Annotated in this window: 14 protein-coding genes; 7 read left to right on the forward strand and 7 right to left on the reverse strand. The window is 72.1% G+C overall.

The window, feature by feature from the left end; genetic code table 11:
* Positions 1-56 precede the first annotated feature (56 nt).
* The 3 genes from AB0G52_RS25860 to AB0G52_RS25870 are packed head-to-tail and all read right to left on the reverse strand — an operon-like array spanning position 57 to position 3,614.
* On the reverse strand, positions 57-1,034 hold the full coding sequence (locus AB0G52_RS25860) for an ABC transporter permease (protein WP_361339022.1): 978 nt from the start codon (positions 1,032-1,034) through the stop codon (positions 57-59).
* A complete protein-coding gene (locus tag AB0G52_RS25865; RefSeq protein WP_361339025.1) occupies positions 1,027-2,100 on the reverse strand; it encodes an ABC transporter permease in 1,074 nt (357 codons plus the stop codon). Before AB0G52_RS25865 ends, AB0G52_RS25860 begins: the two co-directional genes overlap by 8 nt.
* Positions 2,097-3,614 carry a sugar ABC transporter ATP-binding protein gene (locus AB0G52_RS25870; protein WP_361339028.1) on the reverse strand — a complete coding sequence of 506 codons (1,518 nt, stop codon included), beginning with the start codon at positions 3,612-3,614 and terminating at the stop codon, positions 2,097-2,099. The genes AB0G52_RS25865 and AB0G52_RS25870 overlap by 4 nt, the downstream gene beginning before the upstream one ends.
* Before the next feature lie 260 nt (positions 3,615-3,874).
* Here AB0G52_RS25870 and rhaI point away from each other — a divergent pair, with 260 nt between their 5' ends.
* The 7 genes from rhaI to AB0G52_RS25905 all read left to right on the forward strand — a co-directional run bounded on the left by rhaI (position 3,875) and on the right by AB0G52_RS25905 (position 12,819).
* A complete protein-coding gene (gene rhaI, locus AB0G52_RS25875; protein ID WP_361339031.1) occupies positions 3,875-5,035 on the forward strand; it encodes an L-rhamnose isomerase in 1,161 nt (386 codons plus the stop codon).
* 146 nt (positions 5,036-5,181) lie between these two features.
* Positions 5,182-7,221, forward strand: coding sequence for a bifunctional aldolase/short-chain dehydrogenase (locus AB0G52_RS25880; RefSeq protein WP_361339035.1), 2,040 nt, complete (start codon positions 5,182-5,184; stop codon positions 7,219-7,221).
* On the forward strand, positions 7,218-8,663 hold the full coding sequence (locus tag AB0G52_RS25885; protein WP_132892489.1) for a rhamnulokinase family protein: 1,446 nt from the start codon (positions 7,218-7,220) through the stop codon (positions 8,661-8,663). The genes AB0G52_RS25880 and AB0G52_RS25885 overlap by 4 nt, the downstream gene beginning before the upstream one ends.
* Positions 8,664-8,734: 71 nt before the next feature.
* Positions 8,735-9,490, forward strand: coding sequence for a (Fe-S)-binding protein (locus tag AB0G52_RS25890; RefSeq protein ID WP_132892491.1), 756 nt, complete (start codon positions 8,735-8,737; stop codon positions 9,488-9,490).
* Positions 9,487-10,965, forward strand: coding sequence for a LutB/LldF family L-lactate oxidation iron-sulfur protein (locus AB0G52_RS25895; RefSeq protein ID WP_132892493.1), 1,479 nt, complete (start codon positions 9,487-9,489; stop codon positions 10,963-10,965). The genes AB0G52_RS25890 and AB0G52_RS25895 overlap by 4 nt, the downstream gene beginning before the upstream one ends.
* Positions 10,962-11,660: an LUD domain-containing protein gene (locus AB0G52_RS25900; protein WP_132892494.1), complete on the forward strand. Its 699-nt coding sequence runs from the start codon at positions 10,962-10,964 to the stop codon at positions 11,658-11,660. The genes AB0G52_RS25895 and AB0G52_RS25900 overlap by 4 nt, the downstream gene beginning before the upstream one ends.
* A 4-nt stretch (positions 11,661-11,664) precedes the next feature.
* A complete protein-coding gene (locus AB0G52_RS25905; RefSeq protein ID WP_132892496.1) occupies positions 11,665-12,819 on the forward strand; it encodes a betaine/proline/choline family ABC transporter ATP-binding protein in 1,155 nt (384 codons plus the stop codon).
* A 17-nt stretch (positions 12,820-12,836) separates the two neighbouring features.
* Here AB0G52_RS25905 and AB0G52_RS25910 read toward each other — a convergent pair whose 3' ends face one another.
* From AB0G52_RS25910 to AB0G52_RS25925, 4 genes are read right to left on the reverse strand one after another with little or no spacing between them, the layout of a single operon-like run.
* Positions 12,837-13,445 (reverse strand): hypothetical protein, encoded by a 609-nt coding sequence (locus AB0G52_RS25910; RefSeq protein ID WP_361339041.1) that lies wholly within the window; start codon positions 13,443-13,445, stop codon positions 12,837-12,839.
* A 41-nt stretch (positions 13,446-13,486) separates the two neighbouring features.
* Positions 13,487-14,428: an ABC transporter substrate-binding protein gene (locus AB0G52_RS25915; protein ID WP_132892500.1), complete on the reverse strand. Its 942-nt coding sequence runs from the start codon at positions 14,426-14,428 to the stop codon at positions 13,487-13,489.
* Positions 14,425-15,096, reverse strand: coding sequence for an ABC transporter permease (locus AB0G52_RS25920; RefSeq protein WP_132892502.1), 672 nt, complete (start codon positions 15,094-15,096; stop codon positions 14,425-14,427). The genes AB0G52_RS25915 and AB0G52_RS25920 overlap by 4 nt, the downstream gene beginning before the upstream one ends.
* Positions 15,093-15,773 carry an ABC transporter permease gene (locus tag AB0G52_RS25925; RefSeq protein WP_132892504.1) on the reverse strand — a complete coding sequence of 227 codons (681 nt, stop codon included), beginning with the start codon at positions 15,771-15,773 and terminating at the stop codon, positions 15,093-15,095. Before AB0G52_RS25925 ends, AB0G52_RS25920 begins: the two co-directional genes overlap by 4 nt.
* Positions 15,774-15,820 lie beyond the last annotated feature (47 nt).

Genomic DNA, 15,820 nt, shown 5'->3' on the forward strand with positions numbered 1-15,820 from the left:
CCCGGCCGAAGGCTGGGGGAGGAACTGCGCGACCAGCCACAATCAGCCCGCAGCATTCAGACGGCCTTCGCAGCCCTCTGCCGAGCCGACGAGATCTGCCGGCCGACGCGAGGCCCCAGCACCGAGACGACGAGCAACACACCGGTCACGACGATCTGGGACTGCGCGGACACATTCAGCAGACTCATCACGTTCTGCAGCGCCCCGAGCAGGAACACCCCGGCGATCGCCCCACCGAGCGTCCCCTTGCCCCCGTCGAAGTCGATGCCTCCGAGCAGCACCGCGGCTATCACGCTCAGTTCGAGCCCGGTCGCGTTGTCGTACCGCGCGCTGGCGTAGTGCAGGGCCCAGAAGATCCCGGTGAGCGAGGCCATGAAGCCCGTGGCGACGAACAGGATCAGCTTGTTGCGCTTCACCCGGATCCCGGCGAACCGGGCCGCCTCCTCGCTCGCCCCGACGGCGAACAGCGACCGTCCGAACGGCGTGGCGTGCAGCACCACCACGGCGATCACCAGCAGCACCAGGAACGGGAGGAAGGCCTGCGGCAGGAAGGTGTCACCGAGGCGGCCCGCCGCGAAGTCCTGGTACTGCGCCGGGAAGTCGGTCACCGCGTCGGAGCCGAGCACGATCTGGGCGATGCCCCGGTAGGCCGCGAGCGTGCCGATGGTGACGGCCAGCGACGGCAGTCCGAGCCGGGTCACCAGCAGTCCGTTGACCAGCCCGCAGACCACCCCCAGCAGCAGGCACAGCGGGATGATCGTCTCGATCGCCATGCCCTCGTTCCAGAGCCTGCCCATGACCGCCCCCGACAGGCCGGCGGTCGAGGCGACCGAGAGGTCGATCTCCCCCGCGACCACCAGCAGGGTCATCGGCAGGGCGACCAGCGCGATCGGCAGCGTGTTGCCGATCAGGAAGGACAGGTTGAGGGAGTTCCCGAAGCCGTCCACGAAGCCGAAGGAGAACAGCAGCAGGAGGATCAGCAGCGCGCCGACCACGGTGTCCCAGCGGACCGCGCGCGTCAGGGACTCAGGCATGGCTGGGGTTCTCCTTGCTGGCCGCGGTCCTCTTCAGGGCCGACTTCTTCTTCAGCGCCGCCGCCACCCGCAGCGCGACGATCCGGTCCACGGCGATGGCGAGCAGCAGGAGCAGGCCGTTGATGGCGAGGACCCACACGGAGCTGACGCCGAGGGCGGGCAGGACGCTGTTGATGGAGGTGAGCAGGAGCGCGCCGAGGGCGGCGCCGTAGACGCTTCCGGAGCCGCCGGTGAAGACGACGCCACCGACGACGACGGCGCTGACGACGGTGAGTTCGTAGCCGCTGCCGGTGCTGGAGTCGACGTTTCCGAACCGGGCCAGGTACATCGCCCCGGCGAGACCGGTGAGGGCGCCGCAGACGGTGTAGGCGGCGATGATCCGCCTGCGCACCGGGATGCCGGCGAGGCGGGCCGCTTCGGGGTTCGAGCCGAGGGCGTACAGCTCCCGGCCGCTGCCGAAGTGCTTGAGGTAGTAGGCGGTGGCGACCAGGACCGCGAGGGCGATCAGGGCCAGCCAGGGGATGGCGGACAGCCCGCCGGAGCCGAAGTCGTTGAAGCCGCCGGGCAGGTCGGCCGCGGTGATCTGCCGGGAGCCGACCCAGATGGAGTCGACGCCCCGGATGATGTAGAGGGTGCCGAGGGTGACGACGAGGGCGGGGACCTGGCCGAAGCTGACCAGCGCGCCGTTGAGCAGCCCGCAGCCGATGCCGAGCAGTACGGCCAGCGCGATCGCGACGACCGCGTTGCCGCCGCCGTGCAGGTAGTCGCCGGCGGCGAAGGCGGTGATGCCGAGGGTGGAGCCGACGGACAGGTCGACGTTCCTGGTGATCACCACCAGGGACTGCCCGGTGGCGACCAGCACCAGGATGGTCGCGTTGAGCAGCAGGTCCTTGATGCCCTGCGTGGAGAGGAACTCGCTGTTGCCGGCCTGGGTGACGGCGATCATCACCAGGAAGACGACCAGGATGGCGAGTTCGCGCATCTTGAGGACGCGGTCGACGAGCCGGGTCCCGCCGGACCCGGGGGCCTCGGCGACGGGGGTGTGTTCGGAGGTGGTGGCGGTCATGCGGCCGCCCTCCCGGTGGCTGCGGCCATCACGGTTTCCTCGGTGGCGTCGGAGCGCGGGATCTCGGCGGTGATCCGGCCTTCGTGCATCACCAGCACGCGGTCGGCCATGCCGAGGATCTCGGGCAGGTCGGAGGAGATCATCAGCACGGCGACCCCGTCGGCGGCCAGCTCGCTGAGCAGCCGGTGCACCTCCGCCTTCGTGCCGACGTCGATGCCTCGGGTGGGCTCGTCCACGATCAGCACCTTGGGGCCGGTCGCCAGCCATTTGGCGAGGACGACCTTCTGCTGGTTGCCGCCGGACAGGGTGGAGACGGCGTCGGCGATCCGGGCGTACTTCACCTGGAGCTTCACCGCCCAGTCGAGGGAGCGGCTGCGTTCGGCGCCGCGGTCGACGAGGCCCGCCTTCACGGTCGTACGCAGTCCGGTGAGGCCGATGTTCCGCTCGATGGACATGTCCATCACCAGGCCCTGGGCGCGCCGGTCCTCGGGGACGAGGGCGAGACCCGCGGACATCGCGACGGACGGCGCGCCGCTGGTCAGTTTCCGTCCCCTGACCTCGACCTCGCCGGCGTCCCACCGGTCGACGCCGAACACGGCCCGGGCGACCTCGGTCCGTCCGGCGCCGACCAGCCCGGCCAGTCCGACGATCTCACCGGAGCGCACCTCGAAGGAGACGTCGGTGAAGACGCCCTCACGGGTCAGCCGCCGTACGCTGAGCGCGACCTCGCCGACGGGCACGTCCTGCTTGGGGTACAGCTCGTCCAGGTCGCGGCCGACCATCCGGCGTACGAGGTCGTCCTCGGTCATGCCGTCGACCGGCTCGCTGGCGATCCAGGCACCGTCCCTCAGGGTGGTGACCCGCCGGCAGATCTGGAAGATCTCCTCCAGACGGTGCGAGATGAACAGCACGGCGGCGCCCTGCTCGCGCAGCGCCCGGACGACCCCGAACAGACGGGCCACCTCGCTGCCGGTCAGGGCCGCGGTCGGCTCGTCCATGATCAGGACCCGGGCGTCGAAGGAGAGCGCCTTGGCGATCTCCACGATCTGCTGGTCCGCGATGGACAGGCCGCGGGCGGGTCGGTCGGGGTCGAGGGCGACGCCGAGCCGCTTCATCAGGGCGGCGGTGGCCGCGCGGGTGGCCTTGTGGTCGATCCTGCCGAGCGCGCGCCGGGGCTGCCGGCCCATGAAGATGTTCTCGGCGATCGACAGGTCGGGAAAGAGCGTGGGCTCCTGGTAGATCACGGCGATTCCGGCGTCGCGGGCGTCGCCGGGGCCGTGGAAGACGACGGGCCCGCCGTCGAGCAGCACCTGGCCGGCGTCCGGCCGGTGCACTCCGGCGAGGGTCTTGATCAGCGTCGACTTGCCCGCGCCGTTCTCCCCGGCGAGGGCGTGCACCTCGCCGGGGAACAGCTCCAGGGAGACGTCCCGCAGGGCGCGGACGGCGCCGAAGGACTTGGAGACGTCCTTCAGCGCCAGCACCGGGGCCGGTCCCGTGTCGGACGGGTGGGTCATGGAGGCTCCTCGACGACACCGGGCGGAAGGTGCTCCGACCGACCCCACGGCGTCGTGAAAGGTTTCAACTGGATTGCCGGGACCGTAGGCACCACAGGCATGTCACGTCAATGGGTCCGTGTCGAAAAAATTTCGATAGCCGAAGGTCACGGCGGAGTCACGGAGAACAGGGTCGGTCGGATCGCTTGACACCCCTGCTCAGGCCTCATACTTTGCCGTTCTGAATCGTTTCATCATTTCCATCCCACAGGAGCTCCGAAGTGACCGACTCCGCCGCGGTGAAGGCCGCGCTGAAGACCCAGGCCGTCGAGACGCCGTCGTGGGCGTACGGAAACTCGGGGACCCGCTTCAAGGTGTTCGCCCAGCAGGGCGTGCCGCGCTCGCCGAAGGAGAAGCTGGACGACGCGGCGCAGGTCCACGCGGTGACGGGGGTGGCGCCGACGGTGGCACTGCACATCCCGTGGGACAGGGTGGACGACTATGCCGACCTGGCCGAGCACGCCGAGGAGCGGGGGGTGAAGCTGGGCGCGATCAACTCCAACACCTTCCAGGACGACGACTACCGGCTGGGCAGCATCTGCCATCCGGACGCGGCGGTGCGCCGCAAGGCCGTGGACCATCTGCTGGAGTGCGTCGACATCATGGACGCGACGGGGTCCGGCGACCTGAAGCTCTGGTTCGCGGACGGGACGAACTACCCCGGCCAGGACGACATCCGGGGACGGCAGGACCGGCTCGCGGAAGGGCTGGCCGAGGTGTACGAGCGCCTCGGCGAGGGGCAGCGGATGCTGCTGGAGTACAAACTCTTCGAGCCGTCGTTCTACACCACCGACGTGCCGGACTGGGGGACGGCCTACGCCCACTGTCTGAAGCTGGGACCGAAGGCGCAGGTCGTGGTCGACACGGGCCACCATGCGCCGGGCACCAACATCGAGTTCATCGTCGCCACGCTGCTGCGCGAGGGGAAGCTCGGCGGGTTCGACTTCAACTCCCGGTTCTACGCGGACGACGACCTCATGGTCGGGGCCGCGGATCCGTTCCAGCTGTTCCGGATCATGTACGAGGTGATCCGGGGCGGCGGCTTCACCCCCGACGTGGCCTTCATGCTCGACCAGTGCCACAACATCGAGGCGAAGATCCCGGCGATCATCCGGTCCGTGATGAACGTGCAGGAGGCCACCGCCAAGGCGCTGCTCGTCGACCGTGACGCGCTGGCCGCGGCCCAGCGGGCCGGGGACGTGCTGGAGGCGAACGCGGTGCTGATGGACGCCTACAACACGGACGTGCGGCCGTTGCTGGCCGAGGTGCGGGAGGAGATGGGGTTGGACGCCGATCCCGTCGCGGCGTACCGGCGGTCTGGGTGGGCCGAGAAGATCGTCGCGGAGCGGGTGGGCGGGGAGCAGGCGGGGTGGGGTGCGTGAGCGTCTGCCTTGATCTGTTTCGTCGCGGGCTGCGGGCCGGGTGTGGCTGGTCGCGCCCGCGCGGCGGTAGCCGCATATCGAGTAAAGCCTCGCGCCCCTAAAAGGGCTCATTGCAGTCCCGCTCCTTCAATGAATTGGGAAGTCCGATGACCACGCATCCCGAAGCCGCCGACCTCCTCTCCCGGTCCCATCGACTCGGAGCCGATCCTCGTAACACCAACTACGCCGGCGGGAACACGTCCGCCAAGGGCACCGCGTCCGATCCCGTCACCGGTGGGGACGTCGAACTGCTGTGGGTGAAGGGGTCCGGCGGGGACCTCGGCACCCTCACCGAGGGCGGGCTGGCGGTGCTGCGGCTGGACCGGCTGCGGGCGCTCGCCGGGGTCTACCCGGGCGTCGAGCGCGAGGACGAGATGGTCGCCGCCTTCGACTACTGCCTGCACGGCAAGGGCGGCGCCGCGCCCTCCATCGACACCGCCATGCACGGGCTGGTGGACGCCGCGCACGTCGATCACCTGCACCCCGACTCCGGGATCGCGCTCGCCTGTGCCGCCGACGGGGAGAAGCTGACCGCGGAGTGCTTCGGGGACCGTGTGGTGTGGGTGCCCTGGCGGCGGCCGGGATTCCAGCTCGGCCTGGACATCGCCGCCGTCAAGGCCGCCCACCCGCAGGCGATCGGCTGCGTCCTCGGCGGCCACGGGATCACCGCCTGGGGCGACAGCTCCGAGGAATGCGAGGCCAACTCGCTGTACATCATCCGCACCGCCGAGGCCTTCCTCGCCGAGCACGGCAAGGCGGAGCCGTTCGGCCCGGCGATCGAGGGGTACGGCGCGCTCCCCGAGGCCGAGCGGCGCGAGCGGGCCGCGGCCCTGGCACCGCACATCCGCGGGCTCGCCTCGCGGGACCGGGCCCAGGTCGGGCACTTCACCGACGCGGAGGTGGTGCTCGACTTCCTGGCCCGCGCGGAGCATCCGCGGCTCGCGGCGCTGGGCACCTCCTGCCCCGACCACTTCCTGCGCACGAAGGTACGGCCGCTCCTGCTCGACCTCCCGCCGGACGTCCCGGTGGACGAGGCGGTCGCCCGGCTGACGGAACTGCACGCCGCCTACCGCGAGGAGTACGCCGCCTACTACGAGCGGCACGCCCTGCCCGACTCCCCCGCCATGCGCGGCGCCGACCCGGCGATCGTGCTGGTGCCCGGCGTCGGCATGTTCTCCTTCGGCAAGGACAAGCAGACCGCCCGGGTCGCGGGCGAGTTCTACGTCAACGCGATCAACGTGATGCGCGGGGCCGAAGCCGTCTCCAGGTACGCGCCGATCGAGGAGTCGGAGAAGTTCCGGATCGAGTACTGGGCCCTTGAGGAGGCCAAGCTCCAGCGGATGCCCAGGCCGAAGGCGCTGGCGACCCGGGTGGCGCTGGTGACCGGGGCCGGCAGCGGGATCGGCCGGGCCGTCGCCGAGCGGCTGGTGGCGGAGGGGGCCTGCGTGGTCGTCGCCGATCTGAACGCGGACGCCGCCGGTGCGGTCGCCGCGGAACTCGGCGGGCCGGACAGGGCGGTCGCCGTGACCGTCGACGTGACCTCCGAGGAGCAGATCACCGCCGCGTTCCGGGCAGCGGTGCTCGCCTTCGGCGGCGTCGACCTGGTCGTCAACAACGCCGGCATCTCCATCTCCAAGCCGCTCCTGGAGACCTCGGCGAAGGACTGGGACCTCCAGCACGACATCATGGCCCGTGGGTCCTTCCTGGTGTCGCGGGAGGCGGCCCGGGTGATGACCGCGCAGGGCATGGGCGGCGACATCGTCTACATCGCCTCGAAGAACGCCGTGTTCGCCGGGCCCAACAACATCGCCTATTCGGCGACCAAGGCGGATCAGGCCCACCAGGTGCGGTTGCTGGCCGCCGAGCTGGGTGAGCACGGCATCCGCGTCAACGGGGTCAACCCGGACGGTGTGGTGCGCGGGTCCGGGATCTTCGCCGGCGGATGGGGCGCCCAGCGGGCCGCGGTGTACGGGGTGGAGGAGTCGAAGCTGGGCGAGTTCTACGCGCAGCGGACCATCCTCAAGCGTGAGGTGCTGCCCGAGCACGTGGCCAACGCCGTGTTCGCGCTGACGGGCGGGGAGCTCACCCACACGACCGGACTGCACGTCCCCGTCGACGCGGGTGTGGCGGCCGCGTTCCTGCGATGAGCGGCCCGAGGTCCTACGCCGCGGTCGACCTGGGCGCGTCCAGCGGACGGGTCATGGTCGGCCGGGTGGGCCCGGACTCGCTGGAGCTGGTCGAGGCGCACCGGTTCGCCAACCGGCCGGTGCGGGTGCCCGAAGGGCTGCGGTGGGACGTGCTCGCCCTGTACGCGGGGGTGCTCGAGGGGCTCCGGGCGGCCGGTCAGGTCGATTCCGTCGGCCTGGACAGCTGGGCCGTGGACTACGGCCTGCTGGACGCCGACGGGGCACTGCTCGGGAACCCGGTGCACTACCGGGACGCCCGCACCGAGGGGGTCGCCGAGAAGGTGTGGGCGACCCTGCCGGCGGCGGAGCTGTACGGCCGCACCGGGCTCCAGTACGCGCCCTTCAACACCCTCTACCAGCTGGTGGCGGCGCGTTCGACCGCCCAGTTCCGGCACGCCGAGCGGCTGCTGCTGATCCCCGATCTGCTGTCGTACTGGCTGACCGGTGAGCAGGGCACCGAGCTGACCAACGCCTCCACCACCCAGCTGATCGACCCCCGCACCCGCGACTGGTCGTACGAGGTCGCGGACCGGCTGGGGATCGACCTCGGGCTGTTCGCACCGCTGCGGCGGCCCGGGGACCCGGCCGGGCTGCTGCGGCCCGAGGTGCTGGAGGAGGCCGGACTGACGGGACCGGTGCCGGTGACCACGGTCGGCTCGCACGACACCGCCTCCGCGGTGGCCGCCGTACCGGCGACCGGTGAACGGTTCGCCTACATCTGCACCGGTACCTGGTCGCTGGCCGGGCTCGAACTCGGCGCCCCGGTACGGACCGAGGAGAGCCGGGCCGCCAACTTCACCAACGAGCTGGGGCTCGACGGCACGGTCCGCTACCTGCGCAACATCATGGGCCTGTGGCTGCTCCAGGAGTGCGTACGGGCCTGGGGCGACCCGGACCTGGGCGGCCTGCTGCGGGCGGCGGCCACCGCGGAGGCCCTGCGGTCGGTGGTGGACGCGCAGGACGCCGCGTTCCTGGCGCCGGGCCGGATGCCGGAGCGGATCGCCGAGGCGTGCCGGGCGTCGGGGCAGCCGGTGCCCGGGACGCCGGGCGAGATCACCCGGTGCATCCTCGACTCCCTCGCGCTCGCCCACCGGCGGGCCGTCGCGGACGCCCAGCGGCTCGCCGACCACCCGGTGGACACGGTGTACGTCGTCGGCGGTGGCACCCGCAACGCACTGCTGTGCCAGCTGACCGCCGACGCCTGCGGGATGCCGGTGGTGGCGGGCCCGACGGAGGCGGCGGCCCTGGGGAACGTGCTGGTACAGGCCCGTGCCCACGGCCTCGTGGGCGATCTCGCCGATCTGCGGGGGCTGCTCACCCGCACCCAGCCTCTGACCCGGTACACGCCCCGCGGCGACACCGCGCGGTGGGCGGCGGCCGAGGCCCGACTCGCCACGGGGTGACCGGGGTCTCCCGCCGCACGGACCGGCCTACTACTCTGCACTCATCCGATGATCGACCTCTAGGAGCCGCGATGCGTGTCGCCCTGTTCCTGACCTGTGTCAACGACACGCTGTATCCGGACACCGGTCGCGCCGTGGTGAAACTCCTGACCAGGCTGGGCGTCGAGGTCGACTTCCCGATGGCGCAGACGTGCTGCGGGCAGGCCCACTACAACACCGGCTACCGCCATGAGGCGGAGCCACTGGCCCGGCATTTCTCCGATGTCTTCGGGGAGTACGAGGCGATCGTGACCCCGTCCGGGTCCTGCGGGGCGATGGTGCGGGAGCTGTATCCACGGATGGGCGAGCGGGCGCGGGCGGAGGGACGCGGCGGCGGCCTCGCGGCGGCGCTGGCGCCGGTGGTGCCGAAGACGTACGAGCTGACGGAGTTCCTGGTGGACGTGCTGGGGGTGACGGACGTGGGGGCCTCCTACCCGCACCGGGTCACGTACCACCCGACCTGCCACGGGCTGCGCGGGCTGGGGCTCGGCGACCGGCCGCGCCGGCTGCTGCACGCCGTGCGGGGCCTGGAGTTGGTGGAGCTGCCCGGCGCGGAGGAGTGCTGCGGTTTCGGCGGCACGTTCGCGCTGAAGAACTCCGGCGTGTCGGCGGCGATGGGCACCGACAAGGTGCGCAACGCCGAGTCCACCGGTGCCGAGGTGCTGTGCGCGGCCGACAACTCCTGCCTGATGCACATCGGCGGCACCATGACCCGACTCGGCACCGGGATGCGGCCCGTGCACATCGCGGAGATCCTGGCGAGCACCGAGGAGGAACCGGCCGCATGAGCGGAACATTCGTCGGCATGCCCGCCTTTCCGAAGGCCGCGCACGAGGCCGTCGGCAACCCGACCCTGCGCGGCAATCTGCGCCATGCCACACACACCATCCGCGCCAAGCGGGCCAGGGCCGTCGCCGAGGTGTCCGACTGGGCGGAGCTGCGCGAGGCGGGCAAACGGATCAAGGACCACACGCTCCGCCATCTCGACCGCTACCTGGTCCAGTTGGAGGAGTCGGTGACGGCCGCGGGCGGCACGGTCCACTGGGCCGCGGACGCCGACGAGGCCAACCGGATCGTCGCCGACCTGGTCAGGGCCACCGGCGAGACGGAGGTCGTGAAGGTCAAGTCGATGGCCACCCAGGAGATCGGGCTCAACGAGGCGCTGGAGGCCGAGGGCATCCGGGCCTACGAGACCGATCTGGCCGAGCTGATCGTCCAGTTGGGCAAGGACCGCCCCTCGCACATCCTGGTCCCGGCGATCCATCGCAACCGCGGCGAGATCCGCGACATCTTCCGCCGCGAGATGGGCGCCTGGGGACGCCCGGCGCCGGAAGGCCTGAGCGACACCCCCGCAGAGCTCGCCGAGGCGGCCCGACTGCACCTGCGGGAGAAGTTCCTGCGCGCCAAGGTCGGCGTCTCGGGCGCCAACTTCATGGTCGCCGAGACCGGCACCATGGTCGTGGTCGAGTCCGAGGGCAACGGGCGGATGTGCCTGACCCTCCCCGAGACCCTGATCTCCGTCGTCGGCATCGAGAAGATCGTGCCGACCTGGCAGGACCTGGAGGTCTTCCTCCAGACCCTGCCCCGCTCCTCGACCGCCGAACGCATGAACCCGTACACCTCGACCTGGACCGGCACCACCGACGGCGACGGCCCGGGGACCTTCCACCTGGTCCTCCTCGACAACGGCCGCACCGACACCCTCGCCGACGAGGTCGGCCGCCAGGCCCTGCGCTGCATCCGCTGCTCGGCCTGCCTGAACGTCTGCCCGGTGTACGAACGGGCCGGCGGCCACGCCTACGGCTCCGTCTACCCGGGCCCGATCGGCGCCATCCTCAGCCCCCAACTGCGGGGCACCGCCAGCGAGATCGACGCCTCGCTCCCCTACGCCTCCTCCCTGTGCGGGGCCTGCTACGAGGTATGCCCGGTCGCCATCGACATCCCCGAGGTGCTGGTGCACCTGCGGGAGCGGGTCGTCGAGGGCGGCGAGGCGGTCCGGAACGGCAACAAGGTGGTGCTCAAGCCGGCCAAGGGGCACGCGGCCGAACGGGCGGCGATGCGGGCGGCCCGCTGGGCGTTCTCGCACCCGGCCGCGCTGCGCACCGGGCAGCGGCTCGCCTCCCGCAGCCGCCGCCTGCATCCCCGGGCGCTGCCGGGTCCCGGCCGGGCCTGGAGCGAGACCCGGGACCTGCCCGCCGTACCGGCGGAGCCGTTCCGGGACTGGTGGCAGCGGACCGGCGGCGGAAAGGGTGACGCCAAGTGAGCAGCAGGGAACGGATCCTGGGCCGGGTACGGCGGGCGCTCGCCGACGTGCACGGCGAGGACACGCCCGTCGAGCGGTCGTACCTGCGCGAGCACGGTCAGCGGAGCGTCGAGGAGACGGTGGAGCTGCTCGCCGAGAACCTGGCGGACTACCGGGCCGTGGTGCACCGCTGCGCCCGGGGCGAACTGGCCGCCGTGCTCGGGCGGCTGGTGGCCGCGCGGGGTTCGACGCAGGTGGTGGTGCCGCCGGGGCTGGACCGGGGGTGGCTCGCGGCGACCGACGCCGAGCAGGTCACGGACCGCGCCGACAGCACCCCGTACGAGCTCGACCGGATCGGGAGCGTGGTCACCGGGTGCGCCGTGGCCGTCGCCGAGACCGGCACCCTCGTGCTGGACGGCGCCCCGGACCAGGGCCGCCGCCGGATCACGCTCGTCCCCGACCACCACATCTGCGTCGTGCGCGTCCCGGAGCAGGTCGTCTCCTCGGTGCCGCAGGCACTCGGGCGCCTCGACCCCACCCGCCCGCTGACCTGGATCTCCGGCCCGTCGGCGACCAGCGACATCGAGCTGGACCGGGTCGAGGGTGTGCACGGCCCCCGCACTCTGGAGGTGGTGCTGGTCACCGACGGCCGGCCGAGTGCCGAGCCCGGTCAGGGGACGGGCGCGCGCGGCCCGGACGGGTCGCGGCTAACGTGAGGGAATGATCCGGTTCGAGCAGGTCACCAAGCGGTATCCGGACGGCACGACCGCCGTGGACGGCCTCTCCTTCGAGGTGGCCGAGGGCGAGCTGGTGACGCTGGTCGGCCCGTCCGGCTGCGGCAAGACCACGACCATGATGATGGTCAACCGGCTCATCGAACCGACGTCGGGCCGGATCCTCGTCGACGGCCGGGACGTCGCCGAGGCCGATCCGGTGCGACTGCGGCGCCGGATCGGCTACGTCATCCAGCAGGTGGGCCTGTTCCCGCACCGCACGGTCCTCGACAACACCGCGACCGTCCCGGCTCTGCTCGGCTGGAAGCGGGCGAAGGCCCGGGCGCGCGCCGCGGAGTTGCTGGAGCTGGTGGGTCTGGACCCCGGCACCTACGGGCCGCGCTATCCGGACCAGCTCTCCGGCGGTCAGCGGCAGCGGGTCGGCGTGGCGCGGGCGCTGGCCGCCGACCCGCCGGTGCTGCTGATGGACGAGCCGTTCGGCGCCGTCGACCCGGTGGTGCGGGAGCAGTTGCAGGACGAGTTCCTGAGGATGCAGGCCGCCGTGCGCAAGACCGTGCTGCTGGTCACGCACGACATCGAGGAGGCGGTCCGGCTCGGCGACCGGATCGCGGTGTACGGGCAGGGGCGCATCGAGCAGTTCGACACGCCCGGCGCGGTGCTGGGTACGCCCGCCACCGCGTACGTCGCCGGGTTCGTGGGCGCCGACCGGGGGCTGAAACGGCTCTCCGTCACCGACGTCGAGGCGGACGACCTGGAGCAGCCGCCGGTCGTGCGGCTGGACGAGCCGGCCGAGGGTGCCGTCGCACGCATGCGGGCCGAGGGTGCCCGGTGGGCCGTGGTCCTCGACGCGCGGGGCGACCTGCACGGCTGGGTGGGTCTGGACGAGTTGGCGGCGGACGGGCGGGTCGGCGAGCGCGTCCACCGGATGACCGCCTGGGTACCGGTGGGCGCCCCGCTGAAGCAGGCGTTCGGGGTGATGCTCCAGTACGACGCCGGATGGGTCGCGGTGCTGGACGGCTCGCGCTTCCTCGGGGTGCTGACCCCGGCCGGGCTGCACGAGGCGCTGCGCCGCTCGGTGGACGCGGACGCGCGCGGGATCCCGCGGGGCCAGGTGCCGTTCGACTCGGTGTCCGACGCCTGACCGGCGGCGGACAGGAGTCAGCAGTACGTCATCGGGCAGCCGCGGCGCACGGAGTGCTGGGCGGCCCGCAGGTACAGCGCGACGTAGAAGGCGGTGTCCAGGTCCTCGGCCCACGGCCCGGGACGGGTGGTGGCCGCCTTCCGGGCCGCGCCGTCCAGGAACCACATGGTCAGGTCGAGGTTGTCGCAGGCCTCGGGTATCACGTCGACGGGAAGGCGGATCGCCGCGGCCAGCCGCTCGGCGAGCGCGAGCACCTGGGGTGCGCCGGCGACCGTCGTCTCGTCGGCGTAGGCGTTCTCCACGGGCAGCTGGATCTCCTCGTCGAGGGCGAACGGCACCAGCACCGACCAGCTCAGCAGCAGCCCCGCCGCCGGCTCCGACAGGTGCACACGGCACAGCTCCGCGAACCCGTCCATGGGCGGCACCAGCTTCTCCTCGAACGACTGCCCGGAGCCCCGGACGAAGGCGACCTGCTCGGGCACCGACGTGTACGGCGCGATACCGCGGCGCCGCAACTCCGCGTCGAGGGCCGCGGCGAGGGCACCGTGGCCGCCCTCGTCGTCCTCGTCGCCGTCGGCGCCGCCGAACCAGTCCTCCGCACCGATGCTCACCAGATAGATCCCCATGCCCGCAACGTACCGCCCGCCACTGACAACGGCCCCGGCCCTCACTTCACCAGGCCCTTGTCCCTGAGCCAGGTCCGGGCGACGTCCGAGGCGAGCCGCCGCCAGCTGTCGACCTGCTGGTTCATGGCGGCCAGATCGGCGGTCGTCAGGACGCCGTTGAGTCGGCCGAGCGCCCTGACCACCCGTTCGCCGCCCGCCCGCGACCGGTTGACGACCGGGACGACGTAGTCGGCGTTCTGCAGGTGCCGGTCGTCGGCGAGGAGGACCAGGCCGAACTGGCCGAGGGTGGCGTCGGTGGTCGTGGTCAGCACCATCTGGTCCTGACCGTTCTGCACGGCCCGTTTGGCCTGTGTGGTTCCGACGCCCTTGGGGTCGACGGCGGTGATGTCGATGCCGTAGACCTTCTTCAGGCCGGGCTCGCAGTACGGCCGTTGCACGCATTCGTCACCCGCGGCGAGCCGCACCGGCAGTCCCGAGGCACCGAGGTCGCTCAGGGTTCTGAGCCGGTGCCGGCGGGCGTAGGCGGCGGTCACCGCGAAGGCGTTCTGGTCGACGGCCCGGCCCGGGTCCAGGACGGTGAGGCCGCGGGGGGTCGCAAGGCGGCGCAGTGCCGTCATCGTGGTGGCGAGGTCCGGGGAGCCGGCGGGCGGGGCGCCGGGGCCGTTGGTCCTGGCGTCGAGCCAGTCGGCGAAGGTGGCCGCGTACTCGGGGACGACGTCGATCTGCCCGGACTCCAGGGCCGGTTCGTAGATCTCCCGGTTGGCGACGGTGAGGAGCGAGGTGCGGTAGCCGGCCTGCTCCAGCAACTGGGCGTACAGCTGGGCGAGCAGGTCGCTCTCGGTGAACCCGGCGGAGCCGATGGTCAGGTGCCGGCTGTCGCCCGGGGGTGCGGTGACCTCGCCGCGGTGCTCCAGGGACGGTCCGGTGGTGCAGGCGGCCAGGGCGAGCAGCAGCGCGGCCGCGCCCGCCGGGCGCCACCTCACCGCGAGCCCCGTGTCCACCCCGGGACGAGCCGTTCGGCGGCCTCGAAGACGCCCTCGACGACCAGCGCGAACGCGGCGACCAGGATCGCCCCAGCGACCACCATGGGCGTGCTGGCCAGGTTGAAGCCGGCCGTGATGATCCGGCCGAGCCCGCCGCCGCCCGCGAGCGCGGCGATGGTGGCGGTGGCGACGAGCTGGACGGCGGCGATCCGCACGCCGGTGAGGACCATGGGGAGCGCGAGGGGCAGTTCCACCCGGAAGAGCATCTGTCGCCCGGTCATGCCCATCCCCCGTGCGGCCCGCACGACGCTCCGGTCCACCTCGCGCATGCCGACGTAGGCGTTGGTGAGCAGGGGCGGCACGGCGAACAGCACGAGCGCCACCACCGTGGGGCCCTCGCCCCAGCGGCCGACCGGGGTGAGCAGCAGCAGGACCAGGACGGCGAAGGTGGGGACGGCCCGGCCGACGTTGGAGATGTTGACGGCGAGCGCGCCGCCCCTGCCGAGGTGGCCGAGGACCAGCGCGACCGGGAGGGCGACCAGGCAGCTGACGACCAGGCAGACGACGGTCAGGACGAGGTGCTGGAGCAGCCGGTTGCCGATGCCGTCGGCGCCCGCCCAGTGCGCGGTGTCGGTGAGCCAGGCCCAGGCGTCGGCGAGCGTCCTCATCCGCGGGCCGCCCGGATCCACGGGGTGATCAGCCACTGGACGCCGAGCAGCAGCAGGTCGGCCAGGACGGCGATGACCACGCACAGCACGGACGCGGTGAGCACCTGGGCCTTGAAGTAGGTGTTCATACCGGCGTAGATCAGGTTGCCGAGTCCGCCGAAGCCGACGATCGCCCCGATGGTGACCAGGGAGACCGCGGAGACGGTGGCGATGCGCAGCCCGGCCATCGCGGCGGGCAGGGCGAGGGGCAGTTCCACGGTGAGCAGGAGGCGGACGGGGCCGTAGCCGAGACCGCGGGCGGCCTGCCGGGTCTCCTCGGGGACGGCGCGCAGGCCCGCGAGGATGTTCCGGACCAGCAGCGTGAGCGAGTAGAGCACCAGACCGGCGACGACGAGGGTGGCCGAGAGTCCGTACAGGGGCAGGAGCAGGGAGAACATCGCCAGGGAGGGGATGGTGTAGAGGACCGTGGTCACCCCGAGGACGGGTGCGGACGCCCAGCGCCAGCGGCGGGCGAGCACGGCCAGCGGCACGGCGATGACGAGCCCGATGGCCACCGAGACGGCGGTGAGCCGGAGGTGCTGGCCGACCGCGTCGAGCAGGATCTGCCGGCGGCTGGAGAGGTAGGCGCCGCAGATCCACTCGTTGCGCGCGAGGCAGTCGTTCGGGGGCGCGGTCACGCGTCCATTGCACCGGAGGGGCGAGGTGCCCGGCGCGTTGGGGTGAT

It is taken from the genome of Streptomyces sp. NPDC021562 (assembly GCF_040640875.1).
Taxonomy (GTDB): Bacteria; Actinomycetota; Actinomycetes; order Streptomycetales; family Streptomycetaceae; genus Streptomyces.